The following is a 19,993-nucleotide window of genomic DNA, read 5'->3' as shown; positions in this document are numbered from 1 at the left end:
ATAATCACAATGACCGTTCCTGAATATAGAAAGCCGCTTCAAATTTCTAGAGTGATCATTGTGAAAAATAGCCGAGACGTGGAAAAATCTACCGCCCGCCGCCGCGGCCGTCCGCCGGCCTTCGACCGCGAGACGGTGCTGTCGGCGGCGCGCGAGACATTCTGGGCGCATGGATACGAGGGCGCCTCGATCGCCGATCTCACCGCCGCCATGGGCATCACGCCGCAAAGCCTTTATGCCGCCTTCAACTCGAAGGCCGATCTTTACCGCGCCGCGTTGGAGCAATACCGAGGGCTGGGCTCCGATACGTTTTCCGCGCTCGGCGAGCCGATCGATACCGTCTCCGCCTTCGAGCGCATATTGCGGGGTTCGGCGGCGATTTTCTCGGCTCCAGAGCATCCGAAAGGCTGCATGATCTCGACGGCTGTGCTGAACTGCGCCAGCGAGAACGAGGTGATCGCCGATCATGTCGCAGCGATGCGCCGTCGGTCGCTGGACGCTTTCACGGCGAGGATCGAGCGTGGCATCCGCGAGGGCGACATGAAGCCAGAGACGAACCCCCGCGCGCTTGCACGGTTCCTTGGTGCCATCATCCAGGGCATGTCGGTGCAGGCGAGGGACGGCGCATCTCTAGAGGAATTGCTTGATATCGCAGTCCTCGCCATCGCCGAGGTCGCCCGTCATCGCGCCTGAAAACGAAAAGGCCCGGCAGTTCACTACTGCCGGGCCTTTCGTCGCGAGATCGAAGCGATTAGTCGTTGGCGGTAACCTTGACGCCGAGCACCTGCGGCAGCGTGTTCGGAGCGCCCATGGCGGCGCCCACGATCGTCGGGAACGGTACCGGCTTTTCAGGAGCTGCCTTGACAGTCAGGCTCTTCGGATCGTCGAGGAAGGTGTTGACGGCAGCCGAAACGGCGTTCTGCAGTTCCGGGATATTGAGCTGCGCCAGCATGATCGGCGTCATCGCCTTCAGTGAATCCGCCATCTGCTTGCCCGACATGTTCTGCTGCGAACCGGCATAATCGAGCGCGCGCTTGGTGATCGAGGCATCTTCGAAGCGCACCTGCGCGGCCTCGAAGGACAGCTGCTGCATCAGGCCGAGCATGGCAAGACCGAGCGCCTGCTGCGATTCTTCCTTGTTCGCACTGGTTTCAGATTGCTTCATCGCATCCTGCAGCGACTTCACGAAGGCCATCGTGTAGCCCGAGATCTTGAAGCCAAGGTTCAGCTTGCCGATGTTGGTGAAGTCGAAGGCGAATTCCGAAATGTCGATCGTGCCGGGGGCCAGTTCCCAGGCGCCCTTCATGGTGATGTCGCCCTGGATGTGCTGCAGGGCCAGCTTCTCGATCGCGTCCTTGCTCTGCGGATCCTCAGCCTTGCTGAGATCGGCCTTCATGCTTTTGAAGGCGCCGTCGAAATCGAAGCCGGATTCGTCTTCGCGCAGCGTCAGGTTGACGTCGCTTTCGAGCACCGAGAACAATTCCGCCCCATCCTTGACCACCTTCAGTGGGCCGGTATGGGCAGTTTCGTAGAGCATCATGGTATCGAGCGTGTCGCCGCCCGGCGTTGCCGGGATCGAGATGCCGCCGAGCGTCAGCTCCTGCGCCGTGACCGTGACGCCGTCTTTCGTGGTGTTGATGTCGGGGAAGGCGGCCTCTTCGATGTAATAGCCGCCATCCTCGTCTTCTTCGACGCCGGAAAGGGTGACTTCGCCAACGGCCAGGCTTTCGCCGCCGGCCGATTTGACGCTGACATTCTTCAGCGTCGCGGTCGTGCCGTCGATATCGACGCTGTCAGCCGAAATCGTTCCGCCTTGTGCGGCATAGGCGGCATTGAGCTTCTTCAGCAGATCGGCGCCGTCGAGAGCGAAAGCCGAGCCGGCAAGCGATAAAAAGGCTGCGCTCGATAGCATCAGCCGCGTTGTCCGGTAAAAATTCATGGGGTGATTCCTCTGGTGGCGTGGTGGCGGTTGGAAATCTGCAGTGACGCTACTACGGATTGGGCCTGCTTTATATTTGCCGACCTCTAAATTTTTGTTGAGAGGAACGGCAAACGAAGTCCAAATTGGGGCGGAGCGTTTGTCTCATCCTTTGATGTCGGTCCCAAGACTTCATCCACAGCTGCAATGGCCCCGATTCCTTGCCCGCCGGCCTCTTCTGAGCTAGTCAGAACCTATGGGACAAGAGATTTTGCCGCCTTCAGGCGGAGACGACGATCACATCCAGCCGGTCGACCTCAAGGCGGCGCTCGAGCAGCGTTACCTTGCCTATGCGCTGTCGACCATCATGCACCGCGCTTTGCCTGACGTGCGCGACGGGCTGAAGCCCGTTCACCGCCGCATCGTCTATGCGATGAACGAGATGGGGCTGAGGCCGAATACAGCCTTCAGGAAATGCGCCAAGATCGTCGGCGAAGTGATGGGTAACTACCATCCGCACGGCGACCAGTCGATCTACGATGCGCTTGCTCGTCTCGCCCAGGATTTTTCGCAGCGCTACACGCTGGTCAACGGCCAGGGCAATTTCGGCAATATCGACGGCGATAGCCCCGCCGCCATGCGTTACACCGAATCGAAGATGACGGCGGTCTCGGAACTGCTGCTCGAAGGCATCGATCAGGATGCCGTCGATTTCCGTGATACTTATGACGAATCGAATACCGAGCCGGTCGTCCTTCCCGGCGCCTTCCCGAACCTGCTCGCCAACGGCTCCTCCGGCATCGCCGTCGGCATGGCAACCTCGATCCCGTCGCACAATGCCCACGAGCTATGCGACGCCGCCCTGCATCTGATCAAACATCCCGATGCGACCGTCGAAAAGCTGGTCGAATTCATTCCCGGCCCGGATTTCCCCACCGGCGGCATCATCATCGACAACCGCGACAGCATCATCGAGAGCTACCGCACCGGGCGCGGCGGTTTCCGCGTGCGGGCGAAATGGCAGACGGAAGATCTCGGCCGCGGCGGTTACCAGATCGTCATTACCGAAATTCCCTTCCAGGTGCAGAAATCGCGGCTGATCGAGAAAATCGCCGAGCTGCTCATCGCCCGCAAGCTGCCGCTGCTGGAGGATATTCGCGACGAATCGGCCGAAGACATTCGTGTCGTGCTGGTGCCGAAGAGCCGCAGCGTCGATCCGACGATCCTGATGGAATCGATGTTCAAGCTGACGGAACTCGAAAGCCGTTTCCCGCTCAACATGAACGTGCTCTCCATGGGCCGCATCCCGCGGGTCATGGCGCTGAACGAGGTGTTGAAGGAGTGGCTGGACCACCGCCGTGAAGTTCTGCAGCGCCGTTCGCGCTTCCGTCTGGCGGCGATCGACAGACGCCTCGAAATCCTCAGCGGCCTGTTGGTCGCCTACCTCAACATCGATGAGGTCATCCGCATCATCCGCGAGGAGGACGAGCCGAAGCCGGTGATGATGGCGCGCTGGGATCTCACCGATAATCAGGTCGAGGCCATCCTCAATATGCGGTTGCGCGCCTTGCGCAAGCTGGAAGAGTTCGAGATCCGCAAGGAATTCGCCGAACTCACCAAGGAGAAGGGCGAGATCGAAGCGCTGCTTGCCTCCGACGACAAGCAGTGGCAGATGGTCGCCTGGGAAATCGGCGAAGTGAAGAAGAAATTTGCCAAGGCGACCGAGGTCGGCCGGCGCCGCACCCAGTTTGCCGACGCGCCCGAGACCGACGAGGAAGCAATCCAGCAGGCGATGATCGAGAAGGAACCGATCACCGTCGTCATTTCCGAAAAGGGCTGGATCCGCGCGTTGAAGGGCCATATCGCCGATACGGCGGCGCTGACCTTCAAGGAGGGCGACGGCTTGAAGATCGCCTTCCCGGCGCAGACCACGGACAAGATCCTGATCGTCACCACCGGCGGCAAGGCCTTTACGCTCGGCGGTGACAAGCTGCCGGGCGGCCGCGGTCACGGCGAGCCGCTGCGCATCATCGTCGATATGGATAACGACCAGGCGGTGCTGACCGCTTTCGTCCATGATCCCTCGCGCAAGCAGCTGATCGTCTCGACCGCCGGCAACGGCTTCGTCGTTCCCGAAGCCGAGCTGGTCGCCAATACCCGCAAGGGCAAGCAGATCATGAACGTCGGGCTGCCCGAGGAAACACAGCTGCTCGTGCCCGTCAGCGGCGACCATGTCGCCGTCGTCGGCGAAAACCGCAAACTGCTGGTCTTCCCGCTGGCGCAGGTGCCGGAAATGTCGCGCGGCAAGGGCGTACGCCTGCAGCGTTACAAGGATGGCGGCATTTCCGACGTCCGCTGCTTCGCGATATCGGACGGCCTCATCTGGGAAGACAGCGCCGGCCGCACCTTCACGAAGAACAAGGACGAGCTTGCCGAGTGGCTGGCCGATCGCGCCACCGCCGGCCGCACTGTGCCGAAGGGTTTCCCGCGTAGCGGCAAATTCGCCGGCTAAAGCATAACAGCGTCCCGCGTCCTTTCAGACGCGCAAAGACGCTGTAACACTTTGAATTGCCGGATAATTTATCCTTCAATCGATTCTGTTCGAAGGAATTATCCAGTAAATTCCGCGCCCGACTCTTGGCGGGCGCGACAACTCCTCTATCTCTTCCCTGTTACCAAAAATATGAACAGGCCGGCTCCGAGGCGGACGGAATGGCCGCGGCCCGTGTGCTTGGGGAAAGTGCGCGCGCCCTTAACGGAGGAAAATCGATGCCCGCCAGCACCATCAAACTGCATGTCAGCCACACCTATAGGGTGCCGCCCGCTGCCGTGTACGACGCCTGGCTCAACCCCGAAATCGCCCGCCGCTTCCTGTTTGCGACCGATGACGGTCATGTCATTCGCGCCGAAATCGATCCGCATGTCGGCGGCCGTTTCTTCGTCGTCGACCGCCGCCCGACCGGCGACGCCTTTCACCAGGGCGTCTTCCTGGAACTGAAGCGCCCGCAACGTATGGTCTTCAGTTTCTCCGTCGAGGAGCATGACCACAATTGCGATCGTGTCGAAATCAACATCGAGCCTCTCGGCGGAGGCAGCCGTTTGACGCTGACCCATGAAATGTGCGCCGAATGGGCCGAACACGAGGAAAAGACCCGGCAAGGCTGGGCGCATGTGGTCGAAGGTCTTGGCAGGGAATTGGAGCAGCAGCAGTTCAAGGCTACGGGCTGAGGGGTATGCTGAAATCCCGCAGGAAGCGGGTTGCACCTTCTTCGTCGATCTCGCCGGCGGCTACGTCTAGTACAAATGCAATGACCTGCGCGTTGTCGGCATTGATGACGTAGCGGTTGATGTAGAGAAAGGTAAACGCCGCGAGATAGCCGGTACGCTTGTTTTCATCCACGAATGGGTGGTTTTTGACAATGGCATAGAGATAGGCTGCGGCGAGTACGAAGATGTCTGTCTCGCCGTATGCAGCCTTGTTAAGCGGGCGTGCCAAGCTGGTTTCCAATGCATTGGCATCCCGCAGGCCAGCCAGACCGCCATGCTCGGCAATTTGCTCATCGTGCATATTTTCAATTGCTTGGCGGCTTAGCCACTTAAGCCGTATCATTTCGCGAGTTCGCGGAGCGCCACCCGATATTTTTCCATGCCGATGCGGGCTGCCCGCATTTGCTCGGCAAGATCGGCCGATTCCGGTACAAGCTGAATATTACCCTCGATCTCTCGCAGTTCCAGGCTGTCGCCGCTGCTCAGGCCCAACCGCTGCAGCACCTCTTTAGGGATGATTACACCCTCGGAATTTCCGATCTTGCGGATTGTGACGTTCATCGTTTTGTCCTCTGTGGTAACGGAGTTATAACATGAGGTCGAGCAGGTGACAACGTCCTAGCCTGCCATTTGAACGATGCTTTTCCTCCGCACGATCCAGACGGAATGGGCTGCGATCGCCGCCACCAGGATGCCGCCGCCGACCAGCGTCATCGGCGCCGGTGTTTCCGCAAAGATCAGCCAGACCCAGATCGGTGCGAGCACGGTTTCGAGCAGGTAGAACATGCCCACCTCCGGCGCGGAGAGGTAACGCGGCCCGGTCGCCAGGCACCAGAAGGCAAGTGGCATCATCACCGCGCCGTTGAAGAGGATCCAGGCCGGATGCTCGATCGAAAAACCGCCTGCCGGCATGACCGAGATCAGGCCGACCGCCGCCGGCAGCACCGTCGAAAGCAGCGAGACGAAGCCCATCTCCCGGCGAGAGGCGCGGCTGATGGTGATGGCGGCGGCAATGATGAAGGCGGTAAGTAGCGCCATGGTATCGCCGAAGAGATGGCCGCCCGAAAGCCCGTCCCGGACGATCAGGCCGACGCCGAAGATCATCGCCGCCATGGCGATCAGCGTTGCCAGCGCCGGCCGCTCCTTGAGGAAAATCCAGGAAAGAAGCGCGGCGAACATCGGATTGAAGGCGACGATAAAAACGACATTGGCTGTCGACGTGTTGAAAACGGCGAGAAGGAAGACCACCGTGGTCAGGCCGTAAAGCAGACCGGTGACGAGGCCCGGCCAGCCCGGCACGAGCACTGGCCATCGCCCCTTGGCGATCCTGAGCGCCGTTGCCACCAGCAGCGTCACGCCAAGGGTCGCGATGCTTCTCGCGGCAAGGATCGACCAAAGCTCGCCGTCAGCGAGCCTCATCAGGGGGATATCCACGGAAAGCGCCAGCCCGCCGATCGCCGTCAGCAGCAGGCCCTTCCGATGGTCGGAAAGTGCGGTGGGGAACATTCAGTCGTGGGTGCTCTCGGGCATGGACGAGGGATCGAAGCGTTCCCAGCCGCGCGGGGTCAGATGCTCCTGCGGCTGGAAGCGCGTCTTGTAGTCCATTTTCCGCGACCCTTGAACCCAGTAGCCGAGGTAGACATGCGGCAGTCCCAGAGCTTTTGTGCGCCGGACATGATCGAGAATCATGAAGGTGCCGAGCGAACGCCGCTCAAGCGCCGGATTGAAATAGGAATAGACCATCGACAACCCGTCGCTCATCGTATCGGTGAGGGCGGCGGCAAGCAGCTCGCCCTTCGGACGCTGCTCCAGTCCGGAGCCTTCTTCGCGCCGGCGGTATTCGATGATTCTCGTATTCACGTGTGTGTCTTCCACCATGATTGCATAGTCGAGCACGGTCATGTCGGACATGCCGCCCTGCTGGTGGCGAAAATCGAGATAGCGTCGGAACAGCGAATATTGCTCGCTGGAAGGCTGGGCTGCGAATTCGGTGGCGATGACGTCGGAATTCTCGGCAAGCACCCGCTTCATTGATTTCGTCGGCTCGAATTCCTGGGCGAGAATTCGCACGGAAACGCATGCGCGACAGGATTCGCAGGCCGGGCGATAAGCGATGTTCTGCGAGCGGCGGAAACCGCCCTGCGTCAGGATGTCGTTCATCTCGGCGGCGCGCGGGCCGACCAGATGGGTGAACACCTTGCGCTCCATCTCATGCGGCAGGTACGGACACGCAGCCGGGGCCGTCAGATAAAACTGCGGTGATGGCGTCGTCTGCGTATTCATTTGTCGCGGAAATTTCCTTGTCGAGACCGTGCCGTTTCCTGACAGCATGACCTAAGAATAAAAAACGTCAACAGCGGGGCGCTTTTCGCCCTTCATATCAGTCTTCTAATTTTAGATATGGAGCGCTGGCGCCCGCCGGCAAAGAGAAGGCGGAGACTTTATTTCGTCTCCGCCCGGGATCGCAGTTAGGATTTCAGCCAAGGTCTCAGCCAAAGTCTCAGGCCGTGCGCACCGTCGCCGTGCCGACCAGCAGGTCGTGAACGAGACGGCTGCGTTCGATAAACAGGCCGGCGAGCAGAATGAGCGGCGTCAGCACCGAGTTGAGGATCCAGAACAGTGCCAGATGCACGATCGCTGTCATGAAATCCATCGGCCGTCCATCGACGCGCACGATTGCGATCCCCATGGCGCGCATGCCGAGCGAGGCCTGGCTCGGCCCGCCCACCGTCAGGCCGAAGTAAATGCCGGCGACGATGACGAAGAGGGCAGGGTAGAGAAAGAAGCCAAGCCCCAGCGTAACGATCGACAGGAAGAACAGCACGATCGCCGCGGGAATGCAGAGCAGCGCCACGATGACGTAATCGAGGATGAAGGCGAAGACCCGGCGGCTCAACACGCCGCTATAGGCGCGCCAGTCCTCCGGTGCGGCATAAAGCGGATTGGGGTTGTAGCTCATCTCAATCTCCTCAGGAAAAGCGATGCCGCTGATATGGTATCGGCAGGGCAAAATGCAATAATCAGCCCCAGATGCGGGTGGTTTTAGGCCGGATCGGCCTAAAGCCACCCGCATCTAAATCAAAGAAATGGAGCATGATGTCGTCCGAAAACCGCGGACACTTTTCGGCATCATGCACTACAGCGCCGCGCGTCTTTTGAGATGCGCAAAGGACGCTGTAGCACTTTGAATCGCTGCATAATTTTATCCTTAAATCGATTCCGATTTAAGGAATTATGCAGTCACCGCTTTGCGAGAATTTTCGCCACTTCGACCGCAAAATAGGTGAGGACACCGTCGCATCCCGCCCGCTTGAACGACAGCAGCGTTTCGAGCATCGCCCGTTCGCCATCGATCCAGCCATTCATCGCCGCCGCCTTGATCTGCGTATATTCGCCGGACACCTGGTAGGCGAAGGTCGGCAGGCCAAAGGCCTCCTTCATCCGCCAGCAGATATCGAGATAGGGCAGGCCGGGCTTGACCATCAGCATGTCGGCGCCTTCCTCGACGTCGAGGGCCGCGTCGCGGATTGCTTCGGTGCCGTTGGCGGGGTCGATATAATAGGTCTTCTTGTCGCCTTTCAGCAGCCCGCCCGTCGAGATCGCCTCGCGATAGGGACCGTAGAAGGCGGAGGCGAATTTCGTCGCATAGCTCATGATGCCGACGCTCTGGTGGCCGGCCGCATCGAGCGCCATGCGGATCGCGCCGATGCGTCCATCCATCATCTCAGACGGCGCGATGATATCGGCGCCGGCATCTGCCTGCATCACGGCGGCGCGTGCCACCTGGTCGACCGTCTCGTCATTGACGATCTCGCCGCCTCTGAGAATGCCGTCATGGCCGTGGCTGGTGAAGGGATCGAGCGCGACATCGGTAATGATACCGATATTAGGCACCGCCTTCTTGATCGCCGCCGTCGCCTGATTGATCAGGTTGTTGGCTTCGAGGCTGTTGGAGCCGGTCTCGTCGCGCAGCTCCATCTCGATATTCGGAAAGGTGGCAAGGGCCGGAATGCCGAGGCCGGCCGCTTCCCGCGCGGCTTCGACGGCCTTGTCTATGCTCATCCGGTTGACGCCCGGCATGGCCGGGATCGGATCGATGATGCCGGAACCTGGCACGATGAAGATCGGCCAGATCAGGTCGTCGACCGTCAGCCGGTTCTCCTGCACCAGCCGGCGTGTCCAATCCGCCTTGCGGTTGCGCCGCATGCGGCGATGGCCGGTGATCTCGTCGACGAGATGAGTCCTGTCCTGCATGATATCTGTCCCTGGCCCATTCCATTTATCGGAGCGCTCATTATCATGGCGCCTGGAAAATCCAAACCGGACGATTGGCCGCGGCGGAAAACCGGTGGCGCATAATCCCGAATCTGGAATCGATTTTCGAGGTAATGCGCAAACGCAATGTTATAGAGCGTCCTTAGCGCGTCTTGTCCGACGCGCAGCGCTTTTGCGAAGATGCAACCCCAAACCGATGTCTGCGCTATGGAAACCGAATCCCCGACGATACCGAAACGCACACTGGCGGATATCCTCTTCATTCTCTTCTTGAGACTGGTTGCCTTATCCTGCTTCTGGTTCGGCCTGCAATATTGGGCCATGCTCGTCGGCTATTCGCTGGTCGGCGCCGGCCGCTTCGATCTTTTGAGCCTGCCATGGAAAGTGGCGAGCACCAGCCTCGCCGTGCTCTTCCCCGTCGCCTCCCTCGGCCTCTGGCTCACCGTCTCCTGGGGACCGGTCATCTGGGTGCTGGCCGCCGGCGGACAAATCCTCATGTATGGCCTGCTGCCGAATATTTTCGGCCCCAACCAGTTGATCATCCTGCTGCATGTCATTGTCGCCGTGGTCTACTTGATTTTCCGCCTGCTGCTCTGGCTGGAAAAGCGCCGGCATCGCCGCCAGGTAAGTGTTGATTTACCCTGAGACAACGTGGAGTTACCGGTAAGGCTCCGTTAAGCCTGCGGTTTAAGTCGAATTTTATATGTATTCGATAGGGTCTCACTCAAGGCGGGAAGAAAACACACCGCCAAACAAACAGTGAGGCAGTTAACATGAACACGAAAATCAAGCCGCAGGCGGTATCGACCTTCCGTGACCAGCAGGACCACGACATCCGTGATCTTTACATGGAATCCCTTCATCTCGTTGAACGTCTGCACCGTCGTCTTCTCGACGTCATCAAGGACGAATTCGACCGCCAGGGTCGCAGCGATGTCAACGCCATCCAGGCGCTGCTCCTTTTCAACATCGGCAATTCCGAGCTGACCGCCGGCGAGCTGCGCTCGCGTGGCTACTATCTCGGCTCCAACGTCTCCTACAACGTCAAGAAGTTGGTCGATCTCGGCTTCATCAACCACCAGCGCTCGCGCATCGACCGCCGCTCGGTCCGCATCAGCCTGACCGAAACCGGCCAGGACATCGCCGAAACGGTGGCCAAGCTCTACGAACGCCACATCGCCTCGATCGACAAGGTCGGCGGCATCGGCACCGACGAGTTCACGCAGATGAACAAACTGCTCCAGCGCCTGGACCGTTTCTGGAACGACCAGATCCTGTATCGCCTCTGAGACCCCTGACCTCATTTCAGGGTTGATCAAAACCGGATGCGTCCCTGCGCGTCCGGTTTTTGCCGTTTGCTCTCGCGTGGCATCTTTGCAACGCATGGCAGGCAAGCGCAAAGCCCGGTATTCAAGCCGTTTTTTAGCCGTTATTAACCGGCACGCTTTACCCCGTCATATGGTTCGTTGTGTCCTGTTTCCCGCAGTCGGCAAGTCCGTCTTCCGGCCCGGCAACACGAATTGGCCATATTGGTGTGGCAGCGGAAGGCTTAACAACCGGCGCTTTCAATAGACCGATCAGGAATGTTCAGGCTGCCGCATCGCAATCTTGTGATGGGGCAAGCGGAATTTTTTGATGCGCCGGACAACGAATGGACTGGGATCTGCGTTAAAGCGCAGTGATATCGCAAAAGGCCGCAGGTTCTCTTTATAGCGGCATTCAGTGGTTGGGACTATGTCGAAGAAAAACGGAATTGAAGCTCTCTCGCGCCGCGCCTTCCTTGCGTCCGCGGCAACGGTTGGCGCCAGCGCGCTTGCCGCGCCGGCATTCGCGCAATCGGCGCTCGATACGCTGATCAACGCGCCGCGCCGCGGCAACTGGGACGACCAGTTCGACGCCAAGGCGGCGTCGCGCACGGCGACCGCCATGGTTTCCAACACGCCGATCCTTGGGCCCCAATCGGTCGCAAGCGCCCAGCAGGCAATCATGCAGTATCAGCAGATCGCCGCAGCCGGTGGCTGGCCTGAGGTCAATCCCGGTGACCAGCGTCTGCAGCTCGGCGTCAGCTCTCCCGCCGTTCAGGCGCTGCGCCAGCGTCTCGCGATCACCGGCGATCTGCCGCGCGAGGCCGGCCTGTCCAACGCCTTCGATTCCTATGTCGACGGCGCCGTCAAGCGCTTCCAGGCGCGTCACGGCCTGCCGGCCGATGGCGTTCTCGGCGAATTCACGCTGAAGGCGATGAACATCCCCGCCGATGTCCGCCTGCAGCAGCTGAACACCAATGTCGTCCGTCTGCAGACCTTCCCTGAAGACTTGGGCCGCCGTCACCTGATGGTCAACATCCCGGCTGCCTATGTGGAGGCTGTTGAAGACGGCAGCGTCGCGACGCGCCACACAGCGGTTGTCGGCCGCTTGAGCCGCCCGACGCATCTCGTCAATTCGAAGATTTACGAGGTCATCCTCAATCCTTATTGGACTGCGCCGCGCTCGATCGTCGAGAAGGACATCATGCCGTTGATGCGCAAGGATCCGACTTATCTCGAAAAGAATGCCATTCGTCTGCTCGACGGAAAGGGCAACGAAGTCGCCCCCGAGACCATCGACTGGAACGGCGAGGCGCCGAACCTGATGTTCCGTCAGGACCCCGGCAAGACCAACGCCATGGCGTCGACGAAGATCAACTTCTACAACAAGAACGGCGAATATATGCACGACACGCCGCAGCAGGGCCTGTTCAACAAGCTGATGCGCTTTGAATCGTCGGGCTGCGTCCGCGTTCAGAACGTGCGCGACTTGTCGAACTGGCTCTTGCGCGAGACACCCGGCTGGAACCGCCAGCAGATGGAGCAGGTGATCGCAACCGGCGTCAACACGCCGGTCAAGCTCGCCACGGAAGTTCCGGTCTATTTCGTCTACATCTCCGCCTGGGGCATGCCCGACGGCATCGTCCAGTTCCGCGACGACATCTATCAGATGGACGGCAATGCGGAGCTGGCGCTCGACACCACGGCGGGAATGGAACAGCCGGTCCAGTAAGCGGCGACCTCTGCATTGCTATTTGAAAACCGCGCTTTTTCCGGCGCGGTTTTTTTATGTCGGAGATGCTGCGCGGCGCGACCGCAAAAGAGCGTGAGCGCGCGCTTTGCTCAGCAAATGTCGTTCTTCGTATTGCCCTCGCCACGGCGGAAGGCTAATACCTCAGCGCATTCCAGTTGAGGAGCCCGCCCATGACCAATGCTTCCACCGAATCCTTCTTCAATCGCTCGCTTGCGGACGTCGATCCGGACATTTTCGGCGCGATCGGAAAGGAACTCGGTCGCCAACGGCACGAGATCGAACTGATCGCTTCTGAGAACATCGTCTCCCGCGCCGTGCTGGAAGCCCAGGGCTCCATCATGACCAACAAATATGCCGAGGGTTATCCCGGCAAGCGTTATTACGGCGGCTGCCAATTCGTCGATATCGCTGAGGAACTGGCGATCGAGCGCGCCAAGAAGCTGTTCGGCGTCAATTTCGCCAACGTTCAGCCGAATTCCGGCTCGCAGATGAACCAGGCCGTGTTCCTGGCGCTGCTGCAGCCGGGTGATACCTTCATGGGGCTCGACCTGAATTCGGGCGGCCACCTCACGCATGGTTCGCCGGTCAACATGTCCGGCAAATGGTTCAACGTCGTCTCCTACGGCGTGCGCGAAGGCGACAACCTGCTCGACATGGATGAGGTCGCCCGCAAGGCCGAGGAAACCAAGCCGAAGCTCATCATCGCCGGCGGCACTGCTTATTCCCGCATCTGGGACTGGAAGCGCTTCCGCGAGATCGCCGACTCGGTTGGCGCCTACCTGATGGTCGACATGGCCCATATTGCCGGCCTCGTTGCCGGTGGGGTTCATCCGTCGCCATTCCCGCATTGCCATGTCGCGACGACGACGACCCACAAGTCGCTGCGCGGCCCGCGCGGCGGCGTCATCCTCACCAATGACGAGGATCTGGCGAAGAAGTTCAATTCGGCCGTTTTCCCCGGTCTGCAGGGTGGCCCGCTGATGCACATCATCGCCGCCAAGGCCGTTGCCTTCGGCGAGGCGCTGCAGCCGGAATTCAAGGATTATGCCGCACAGGTCGTCAAGAATGCCAAGGCACTGGCTGAAACGCTTGTCGCCGGCGGCCTCGACGTCGTCTCCGGCGGCACCGACAACCACCTGATGCTGGTCGACCTGCGCAAGAAGAATGCCACCGGCAAGCGCGCCGAGGCAGCTCTCGGCCGCGCCTACGTCACCTGCAACAAGAACGGCATTCCCTTCGATCCGGAAAAGCCCTTCGTCACGTCGGGTGTGCGCCTCGGCGCGCCGGCCGGCACGACCCGCGGCTTCAAGGAAGCGGAATTCCGCGAGATCGGCAATCTGATCGTCGAGGTCCTCGACGGTCTGAAGGTCGCCAATTCCGATGAAGGCAACGCCGCCGTCGAAGCCGCTGTGCGCGGCAAGGTGGTCAGCCTCACCGACCGCTTCCCCATGTACGGCTACATGGGATAAGGAGTAGGGATGCGCTGCCCCTATTGCGGTTCGGAAGATACCCAGGTCAAGGATTCGCGCCCGGCGGAGGACAACACGTCCATCCGCCGGCGGCGCATCTGCCCGGATTGCGGCGGCCGCTTCACCACGTTCGAGCGTGTGCAGCTGCGCGAGCTGATGGTCATCAAGAAGACCGGCCGCAAGGTGCCCTTCGACCGCGACAAGTTGGTGCGCTCTTTCGAGGTGGCGCTGCGTAAACGCCCGGTCGAGCGCGATCGCATCGAGCGCGCCGTCTCCGGTATCGTCCGCCGGCTTGAAAGTTCCGGCGAGACCGAGATCTCCTCCGAACAGATCGGCCTGCAGGTGCTGGAAGCCATGAAGAGCCTCGATGATGTCGGCTTCGTGCGCTACGCCTCGGTCTATCGGGATTTCTCGCTTGCCGAGGATTTCGAGAAGGTCATTTCCGAAATCAACGCCAAGATCGCCCGCGACCCGCTGGACAGGTGAGCCATGAGCATCACGCCGCATGACGAACGTTTCATGGCGGCGGCGATCCGCCTGTCGCGCTGGCATCTTGGCCGCACCGCCACCAACCCCTCCGTCGGCTGCCTGATCGTCAGGGACGGCGTCATCGTCGGCCGTGCGGTGACGGCGCTCAGTGGCCGCCCGCATGCCGAGACGCAGGCACTCGCTGAAGCCGGCGCGCTCGCCCGCGGCGCCACCGCCTATGTGACGCTCGAACCCTGCTCGCACCACGGCAGGACGCCGCCCTGTTCCGAGGCGCTGATCGCCTATGGCGTTGCCCGCGTCGTGATCAGCGTCACCGATCCCGATCCGCGTGTCTCCGGCCGCGGCATCGCGATGCTGCGCGAAGCCGGCATAGAGGTGGATGCCGGCGTGCTGGAGGCGGAAGGCCGGCATTCGCTTGCCGCCTATCTCACCCGCCAGACGAAGAACCGGCCCTATGTGACTCTCAAGCTTGCCGTTTCCGCCGATGGCATGATCGGCCGTCAAGGGGAGGGGCAGGTGGCCATCACCGGCCCGCTCGCCCGCGCCCAGGTGCAGGCGTTGCGCGCCGAAACCGATGCGATTCTGGTCGGCATCGGTACCGCGATTGCGGATGATCCGCTGCTGACTGTGCGTTCGCCAGGTCTTGAATCGCAATCGCCGATCCGCATCGTACTTGATCCCTCGCTGGCTTTGCCATTGACCAGCAAGCTCGTCGAGACGGCGCGGCAAGTGCCGATCATCGTGGTGGCGAGTGAGGAAGTGTGGCCTTTGTCGGCGGATGCGGAGGGGTTGCCCCCCTCTGCCCTGTCGGACTACCGGGGTCGAGCCACGGGTCTCGACCCGTCCTTCGGACCCCCCACAAGGGGGGAGATGGGCAAGGAGCGCGGTCCGAATTCCCCCGTTTCTGTTAGCAATAAATCGCCTTCGGTAAATGCAGCGCAGGGCGCTGGCTCCGATCCAATCTCCCCCCTTGTGGGGGAGATGCCCGGCAGGGCAGAGGGGGGTAACCTACCCGCCGACGCCACCGACATGGACTCCCGCCGCGCAGCCCTCGAAGCCGCCGGCGTCGAGGTCGTCCATTGCAATCCCTATCATCCGGAAGTCCTGTTGCCGGCACTCGCGACGCGCGGTATTTCCTCGCTCCTGGTCGAGGGCGGTGCAAAGACGGCGCGGCTTTTCCTCGAGGCTGGCCTCGTCGACCGCATCCAGCTTTATCAGGCGCCTGTTGTCATCGGCGAGCGCGGTATTGAATCCCCGCTGCAGAAAACCGACATACCATCGGGTTTTGCCCATACGGGCACGCGGATGTTCGGCGAAGATCGCCTGGACGAATACGAAAGAAGGCTTTGATGTTCACCGGAATAGTCACCGATATCGGTACGATTGAATCCGTTTCGCCGCTGAAGGAGGGCGTCAAGCTCCGCGTTGCGACGAGTTACGACCCGGCGACCATCGATATGGGCGCATCCATCTCTCACTCCGGCATCTGCCTCACCGTCACCGGCCTGCCGCAGGAAGGCAGCAATGGCCGCTGGTTCGAGGTCGAGGCCTGGGAAGAGGCGCTGCGGCTGACGACGATCGGCGCCTGGCAGGAGGGCAGCCGCATCAATCTCGAACGGTCGCTGAAGATCGGTGATGAACTCGGCGGCCACATCGTTTCCGGCCATGTCGACGGCAAGGCGGAAATTCTCTCTGTGACGGCAGAGGGCGACGCCACGCGCTACCGCCTGCGCGCGCCCGAACATCTGGCGAAATTCGTCGCCCCCAAGGGTTCGATCGCACTCGACGGCACCTCGCTGACGGTCAATGCCGTCGATGGCACGGATTTCGACGTGCTGCTCATCCGCCACACGCTCGAGGTCACCACCTGGGGCGATCGCAAGACCGGCGATTTCGTCAATTTCGAAGTCGACACCATGGCGCGTTACGCCGCCCGGCTGGCTGAATTCCCGAGCACCTGAATCAAAAATCTGTAACGGTTTCCAGGGGCACACCACGACTGGCATGCTGGGCGCGGAACAACATCAGGCGCTCGTCGACGCATCCAACTGCACGTCTGTGACGCGGCGCGGCCCAATAGCTCACCAATCCGGGGACAGCTTCGTCAGATACTGGCCGTAGGCGCTCTTGCCGAGCTTCTCCGCGAGCTTGGCGAGGTCGTCCTGCGAGATGTAACCCATGCGCCAGGCGACCTCTTCGGGGCAGGCAATCTTGAAGCCCTGGCGTTTCTCCAGCGTGCTGACGAAACCTGCTGCATCGAGCAGGCTGTCCGGCGTGCCGGTGTCGAGCCAGGCATAGCCCCGGCCCATCAGCTCCACGAAAAGCTGGCCGCGCTCGAGATAGGTGCGGTTGACATCGGTGATTTCCAATTCACCGCGCGGCGACGGCTTCAGGTTGGCGGCGATATCGACCACCTGCTGGTCGTAGAAATAGAGGCCGGTCACCGCCCAGTTCGATTTTGGCTTCTTCGGCTTCTCCTCGATCGACAGCGCGTTCATCTTTTTGTCAAAGCCGACAACGCCATAGCGTTCCGGATCGGTGACGTGATAGGCGAATACTGTCGCGCCTTCCCGCCGACTCGTGCCGGATTTCATGATTTCAGGCAGTCCGTGCCCGTAGAAAATGTTGTCGCCGAGAACGAGTGCTGAGCTGTCGCCGTGCAGGAACTCGGCGCCGATGATGAAGGCCTGGGCGAGGCCGTCTGGGCTCGGCTGCACGGCATAGGTCAGCGAAATTCCCCATTGCGAGCCGTCGCCGAGAAGGCGTTTGAAGGCTTCGACGTCGTGAGGCGTGGTGATGATCAGCAACTCCCTGATGCCGGCGAGCATGAGCGTCGTCAGCGGATAGTAGATCATCGGCTTGTCGTAGACCGGCATCAACTGTTTCGAGACGGCCTGCGTGATCGGATGCAGACGCGTGCCCGTGCCGCCGGCGAGAATAATCCCCTTCATGCCCATCTCTCCCTAAAGACCCTTATTCAAAAGGTCTTGCATGACAATCTTCATCGACTTCTTCCACTCCGGCAGCCGGATTCCATATGTTCTGGCGAGCTTGTCGCCGTTGAGACGTGAATTGGCGGGACGCTTCGCCGATGTCGGATAGTCCGCCGTCAGGATGCGCTCGACGCCGACGGTTTTGCCGCCGGATTTAGCAAGCTCCGCGAATATCTCTTCGGCGAAGTCCGCCCAGCTTGCTTCGCCGCTGCCGGTCAGGTGAAAGGTCCCGCGCAGCGATGGCGCAGGGTCCGCTACGATACGGGATGCGATCGCAAGAATCGCGTCGGCGATGTCGAGTGCCGAGGTCGGGCATCCTGTCTGATCGGCGACAACGCGAAGATGATCGCGCGTCTCGGAAAGCCGCAGCATCGTTTTCAGGAAATTGGTGCCAAAGGGCGAATAGACCCAGGCGGTGCGTAAGATGACATGGTTCGGGTTCGCCGCCGCAACGGCCTTCTCGCCCGCGAGCTTCGAACGCCCATAGACGGAGATCGGCGCCGTCGCATCCTCTTCGGAATAGGCGGAGGCCTTGTCGCCGCTGAAGACGTAGTCGGTCGAAATGTGGATGACCGGGGCCCCGATCCGCGCAGCAGCCTCGGCAACTGCCCCGGCGCCTGCTGCGTTGACGGAAAAAGCAAGCTCGGATTCGCTCTCGGCCTTGTCGACCGCCGTATAGGCAGCCGCCGAGACGATCACATCCGGCCGCAGAGCCGAGAAGGCGGCTGCGATGCTTGCAGGATCCGCGAGGTCCATTTCCGGGCGCCCGACCGCGCTGATTTCGACGCCCATTTCGGTGCCACGTCTGAGCAACGACTGAACGACCTGGCCCTGTTTGCCGGTGACGGCAATGCGCATCGTTTATCGTCCCTTGAAAACGCCGAGGCGTTCGCCGGAGTAGACGTTTTCGCGCAGCGGCCTCCACCACCATTCGTTTTTCAAGTACCAGTGCACTGTCTTCTCGATGCCGGTTTCGAAGGTCTCTTGCGCCTTCCAGCCGAGTTCGCTTTCGAGTTTGGAGGCATCGATCGCATAGCGTGCGTCGTGTCCAGGGCGGTCCGTGACGTTGGTGATCAGACGTGCATGCGGTCCCTTGTCACTGTAGACGCCGTCGAGAATAGCGCAGATGCGATGAACGACATCGATGTTCCTGCGCTCATTGCGGCCGCCCACATTGTATTTTTCGCCGGGGCGCCCACTGGATGCGATCGTGAAGAGCGCGCGGGCGTGGTCTTCGACATAGAGCCAGTCGCGGACATTCGCGCCATTGCCGTAAACCGGAAGAGGCTTGCCCTCCAGTGCGTTCAGGATCATTAGCGGAATGAGCTTTTCGGGGAAATGGAACGGGCCGTAGTTGTTGGAGCAATTGGAGACGACGACGGGCAGGCCGTAGGTTCGGTGCCAGGCGATCGCCAGATGGTCGCTGGCGGCCTTGGAGGCAGAGTAGGGCGAGGACGGATCGTAAGGCGTCGTCTCCTCGAAGAGGCCCTCGTCGCCGAGCGAGCCGTAGACCTCGTCCGTCGAGACATGCAGAAAGCGGAAGGCGCTCTTGCGGCGAGCGTCAAGCTCATCCCAATAGTGCCGTGCGGTATCCAGCAGGCTGAATGTGCCGACGATGTTGGTCTGAATGAAATCGGCCGCGCCCAAGATCGAGCGGTCGACATGGCTCTCTGCCGCGAGATGCATGACGATATCAGGGCGGAAGGACGCGAATGCTTCCTGCATCCTGGCGCGGTCGCAGATGTCGGCCTGCAGGAATTGATAGTTCGGCGCCGATTCGACGGATTTCAGCGATGCCAGATTGCCTGCATAGGTCAGCGTGTCGACATTCAGCACCTCGGCGCCGATCTCGCTGACGAGATGGCGCACCAATGCAGATCCGATGAAGCCCGCTCCGCCCGTGACCAGTATGCGCATCATCGATCAATCCCTGGGTTGCTGTGCTGAACAGGAAAAATGGCCTGGCAGATCGGCGAGCCGCGGCAGCGTCTTGTCCTTGTCGGACAATACCATGTCTCTCTCATAGAAGGGCCAGCGGATACCGATCGTCGGATCGTTCCACGCGATGCCCCGATCATGCTGCGGGCTGTAGGGTGCGGTTACCTTGTAGCTGATGACGCTGTTCGGCTCGAGCGTTGCGAATCCGTGTGCGAAACCGGCCGGTACCCAGAGCTGCATGCCGTTTTCCGGCGAGAGCTCCTGAGAGAGCCATTTGCCGAAGCTCGGTGATTCCTCGCGGATATCGACGACGACATCCATGATCCGGCCGGCAAGGCAGCGCACCAGCTTGCCCTGTGCAAAGGGTGGTATCTGGAAATGCAGCCCCCGGACGGTGCCGGTCTGCGCCGAAAGCGATTCATTGTCCTGGATGAACGTGACGTCGGCCACATTTTCCCGGAACCAGGCATCCTTGAATACCTCGGAGAAGTAGCCGCGGTGATCGCCGAAGCGTGGCGGCGTGATCGCAACGATGCCCTCGATGGCCGTGGTCTCAATACGCATGACTTACCTTTTTGCGGCTTTTA

21 protein-coding genes are annotated in these 19,993 nt (G+C 60.8%); 10 read left to right on the top strand and 11 right to left on the bottom strand.

Features of this window, described 5'->3' with window-relative positions:
• Nucleotides 1–51: 51 nt before the first annotated feature.
• Nucleotides 52–693: a TetR/AcrR family transcriptional regulator gene (locus HX899_RS34315; protein WP_138328326.1), complete on the top strand. Its 642-nt coding sequence runs from the start codon at nt 52–54 to the stop codon at nt 691–693.
• Between the two features lie 58 nt (nt 694–751).
• Here the strand turns inward: HX899_RS34315 and HX899_RS34310 are convergent, their stop codons facing one another.
• Complete coding sequence (locus HX899_RS34310) at nt 752–1,939, bottom strand: DUF945 domain-containing protein (protein ID WP_138387599.1); 1,188 nt, start codon at nt 1,937–1,939, stop codon at nt 752–754.
• Nucleotides 1,940–2,174: 235 nt separating this feature from the next.
• Here HX899_RS34310 and parC point away from each other — a divergent pair, with 235 nt between their 5' ends.
• Both parC and HX899_RS34300 read left to right on the top strand, forming a co-directional pair.
• Nucleotides 2,175–4,430 (top strand): DNA topoisomerase IV subunit A, encoded by a 2,256-nt coding sequence (parC, locus tag HX899_RS34305; protein WP_181294507.1) that lies wholly within the window; start codon nt 2,175–2,177, stop codon nt 4,428–4,430.
• A gap of 257 nt (nt 4,431–4,687) precedes the next feature.
• Nucleotides 4,688–5,146, top strand: coding sequence for an SRPBCC domain-containing protein (locus HX899_RS34300; protein ID WP_138328323.1), 459 nt, complete (start codon nt 4,688–4,690; stop codon nt 5,144–5,146).
• Here HX899_RS34300 and HX899_RS34295 read toward each other — a convergent pair.
• The 6 genes from HX899_RS34295 to hemB form a co-directional block, all read right to left on the bottom strand.
• The gene (locus tag HX899_RS34295; RefSeq protein WP_181294506.1) at nt 5,136–5,528 is read right to left on the bottom strand and encodes a type II toxin-antitoxin system death-on-curing family toxin; all 393 of its coding nucleotides are present in this window, start codon (nt 5,526–5,528) and stop codon (nt 5,136–5,138) included. The two genes, HX899_RS34300 and HX899_RS34295, sit on opposite strands and share 11 nt — an antisense overlap.
• Nucleotides 5,525–5,746, bottom strand: coding sequence for an AbrB/MazE/SpoVT family DNA-binding domain-containing protein (locus tag HX899_RS34290; protein ID WP_018070513.1), 222 nt, complete (start codon nt 5,744–5,746; stop codon nt 5,525–5,527). The genes HX899_RS34295 and HX899_RS34290 overlap by 4 nt, the downstream gene beginning before the upstream one ends.
• Nucleotides 5,747–5,803: 57 nt before the next feature.
• Nucleotides 5,804–6,691: a DMT family transporter gene (locus tag HX899_RS34285; RefSeq protein ID WP_138328321.1), complete on the bottom strand. Its 888-nt coding sequence runs from the start codon at nt 6,689–6,691 to the stop codon at nt 5,804–5,806.
• Nucleotides 6,692–7,468, bottom strand: coding sequence for an arginyltransferase (locus HX899_RS34280; RefSeq protein ID WP_003558295.1), 777 nt, complete (start codon nt 7,466–7,468; stop codon nt 6,692–6,694). It lies immediately after the preceding gene.
• A gap of 217 nt (nt 7,469–7,685) precedes the next feature.
• Nucleotides 7,686–8,144, bottom strand: coding sequence for an RDD family protein (locus HX899_RS34275; protein ID WP_003547150.1), 459 nt, complete (start codon nt 8,142–8,144; stop codon nt 7,686–7,688).
• A gap of 281 nt (nt 8,145–8,425) precedes the next feature.
• Nucleotides 8,426–9,439 carry a porphobilinogen synthase gene (gene hemB, locus HX899_RS34270; protein WP_138328319.1) on the bottom strand — a complete coding sequence of 338 codons (1,014 nt, stop codon included), beginning with the start codon at nt 9,437–9,439 and terminating at the stop codon, nt 8,426–8,428.
• A 228-nt stretch (nt 9,440–9,667) separates the two neighbouring features.
• On the opposite strand from hemB, the gene HX899_RS34265 reads away from it, so the two are divergent.
• From HX899_RS34265 to HX899_RS34235, 7 genes are all read left to right on the top strand, one after another.
• The gene (locus tag HX899_RS34265; protein WP_064653904.1) at nt 9,668–10,105 is read left to right on the top strand and encodes a DUF6163 family protein; all 438 of its coding nucleotides are present in this window, start codon (nt 9,668–9,670) and stop codon (nt 10,103–10,105) included.
• Nucleotides 10,106–10,233: 128 nt separating this feature from the next.
• Entirely contained in the window at nt 10,234–10,749 is a 516-nt protein-coding gene (ldtR, locus tag HX899_RS34260; protein WP_003547156.1) for a transcriptional regulator LdtR, read from the top strand.
• 445 nt (nt 10,750–11,194) lie between these two features.
• Nucleotides 11,195–12,496 (top strand): murein L,D-transpeptidase, encoded by a 1,302-nt coding sequence (locus HX899_RS34255; RefSeq protein ID WP_012756884.1) that lies wholly within the window; start codon nt 11,195–11,197, stop codon nt 12,494–12,496.
• 191 nt (nt 12,497–12,687) lie between these two features.
• Complete coding sequence (glyA, locus tag HX899_RS34250; RefSeq protein ID WP_020049415.1) at nt 12,688–13,986, top strand: serine hydroxymethyltransferase; 1,299 nt, start codon at nt 12,688–12,690, stop codon at nt 13,984–13,986.
• 9 nt (nt 13,987–13,995) lie between these two features.
• A complete protein-coding gene (gene nrdR, locus HX899_RS34245; protein ID WP_003547190.1) occupies nt 13,996–14,472 on the top strand; it encodes a transcriptional regulator NrdR in 477 nt (158 codons plus the stop codon).
• Nucleotides 14,473–14,475: 3 nt separating this feature from the next.
• On the top strand, nt 14,476–15,825 hold the full coding sequence (gene ribD / locus HX899_RS34240; protein ID WP_181294505.1) for a bifunctional diaminohydroxyphosphoribosylaminopyrimidine deaminase/5-amino-6-(5-phosphoribosylamino)uracil reductase RibD: 1,350 nt from the start codon (nt 14,476–14,478) through the stop codon (nt 15,823–15,825).
• Complete coding sequence (locus tag HX899_RS34235) at nt 15,825–16,436, top strand: riboflavin synthase (RefSeq protein ID WP_181294504.1); 612 nt, start codon at nt 15,825–15,827, stop codon at nt 16,434–16,436. The genes ribD and HX899_RS34235 overlap by 1 nt, the downstream gene beginning before the upstream one ends.
• 120 nt (nt 16,437–16,556) lie before the next feature.
• Here the strand turns inward: HX899_RS34235 and rfbA are convergent, their stop codons facing one another.
• From rfbA to rfbC, 4 genes are read right to left on the bottom strand one after another with little or no spacing between them, the layout of a single operon-like run.
• Entirely contained in the window at nt 16,557–17,426 is an 870-nt protein-coding gene (gene rfbA, locus HX899_RS34230) for a glucose-1-phosphate thymidylyltransferase RfbA (RefSeq protein ID WP_181294503.1), read from the bottom strand.
• Between the two features lie 12 nt (nt 17,427–17,438).
• Nucleotides 17,439–18,326 (bottom strand): dTDP-4-dehydrorhamnose reductase, encoded by an 888-nt coding sequence (rfbD, locus tag HX899_RS34225; RefSeq protein WP_181294502.1) that lies wholly within the window; start codon nt 18,324–18,326, stop codon nt 17,439–17,441.
• A gap of 3 nt (nt 18,327–18,329) precedes the next feature.
• On the bottom strand, nt 18,330–19,385 hold the full coding sequence (gene rfbB / locus HX899_RS34220) for a dTDP-glucose 4,6-dehydratase (RefSeq protein ID WP_181294520.1): 1,056 nt from the start codon (nt 19,383–19,385) through the stop codon (nt 18,330–18,332).
• 6 nt (nt 19,386–19,391) lie between these two features.
• On the bottom strand, nt 19,392–19,970 hold the full coding sequence (rfbC, locus tag HX899_RS34215; protein ID WP_138328312.1) for a dTDP-4-dehydrorhamnose 3,5-epimerase: 579 nt from the start codon (nt 19,968–19,970) through the stop codon (nt 19,392–19,394).
• Nucleotides 19,971–19,993: the final 23 nt, after the last annotated feature.

It is taken from the genome of Rhizobium sp. WYCCWR 11146 (assembly GCF_013591995.1).
Taxonomy (GTDB): Bacteria; Pseudomonadota; Alphaproteobacteria; order Rhizobiales; family Rhizobiaceae; genus Rhizobium; species Rhizobium indicum.
The sequence above is the reverse complement of the archived record's forward strand: the minus strand, read 5'-3'. Positions and strand labels throughout refer to the sequence as shown.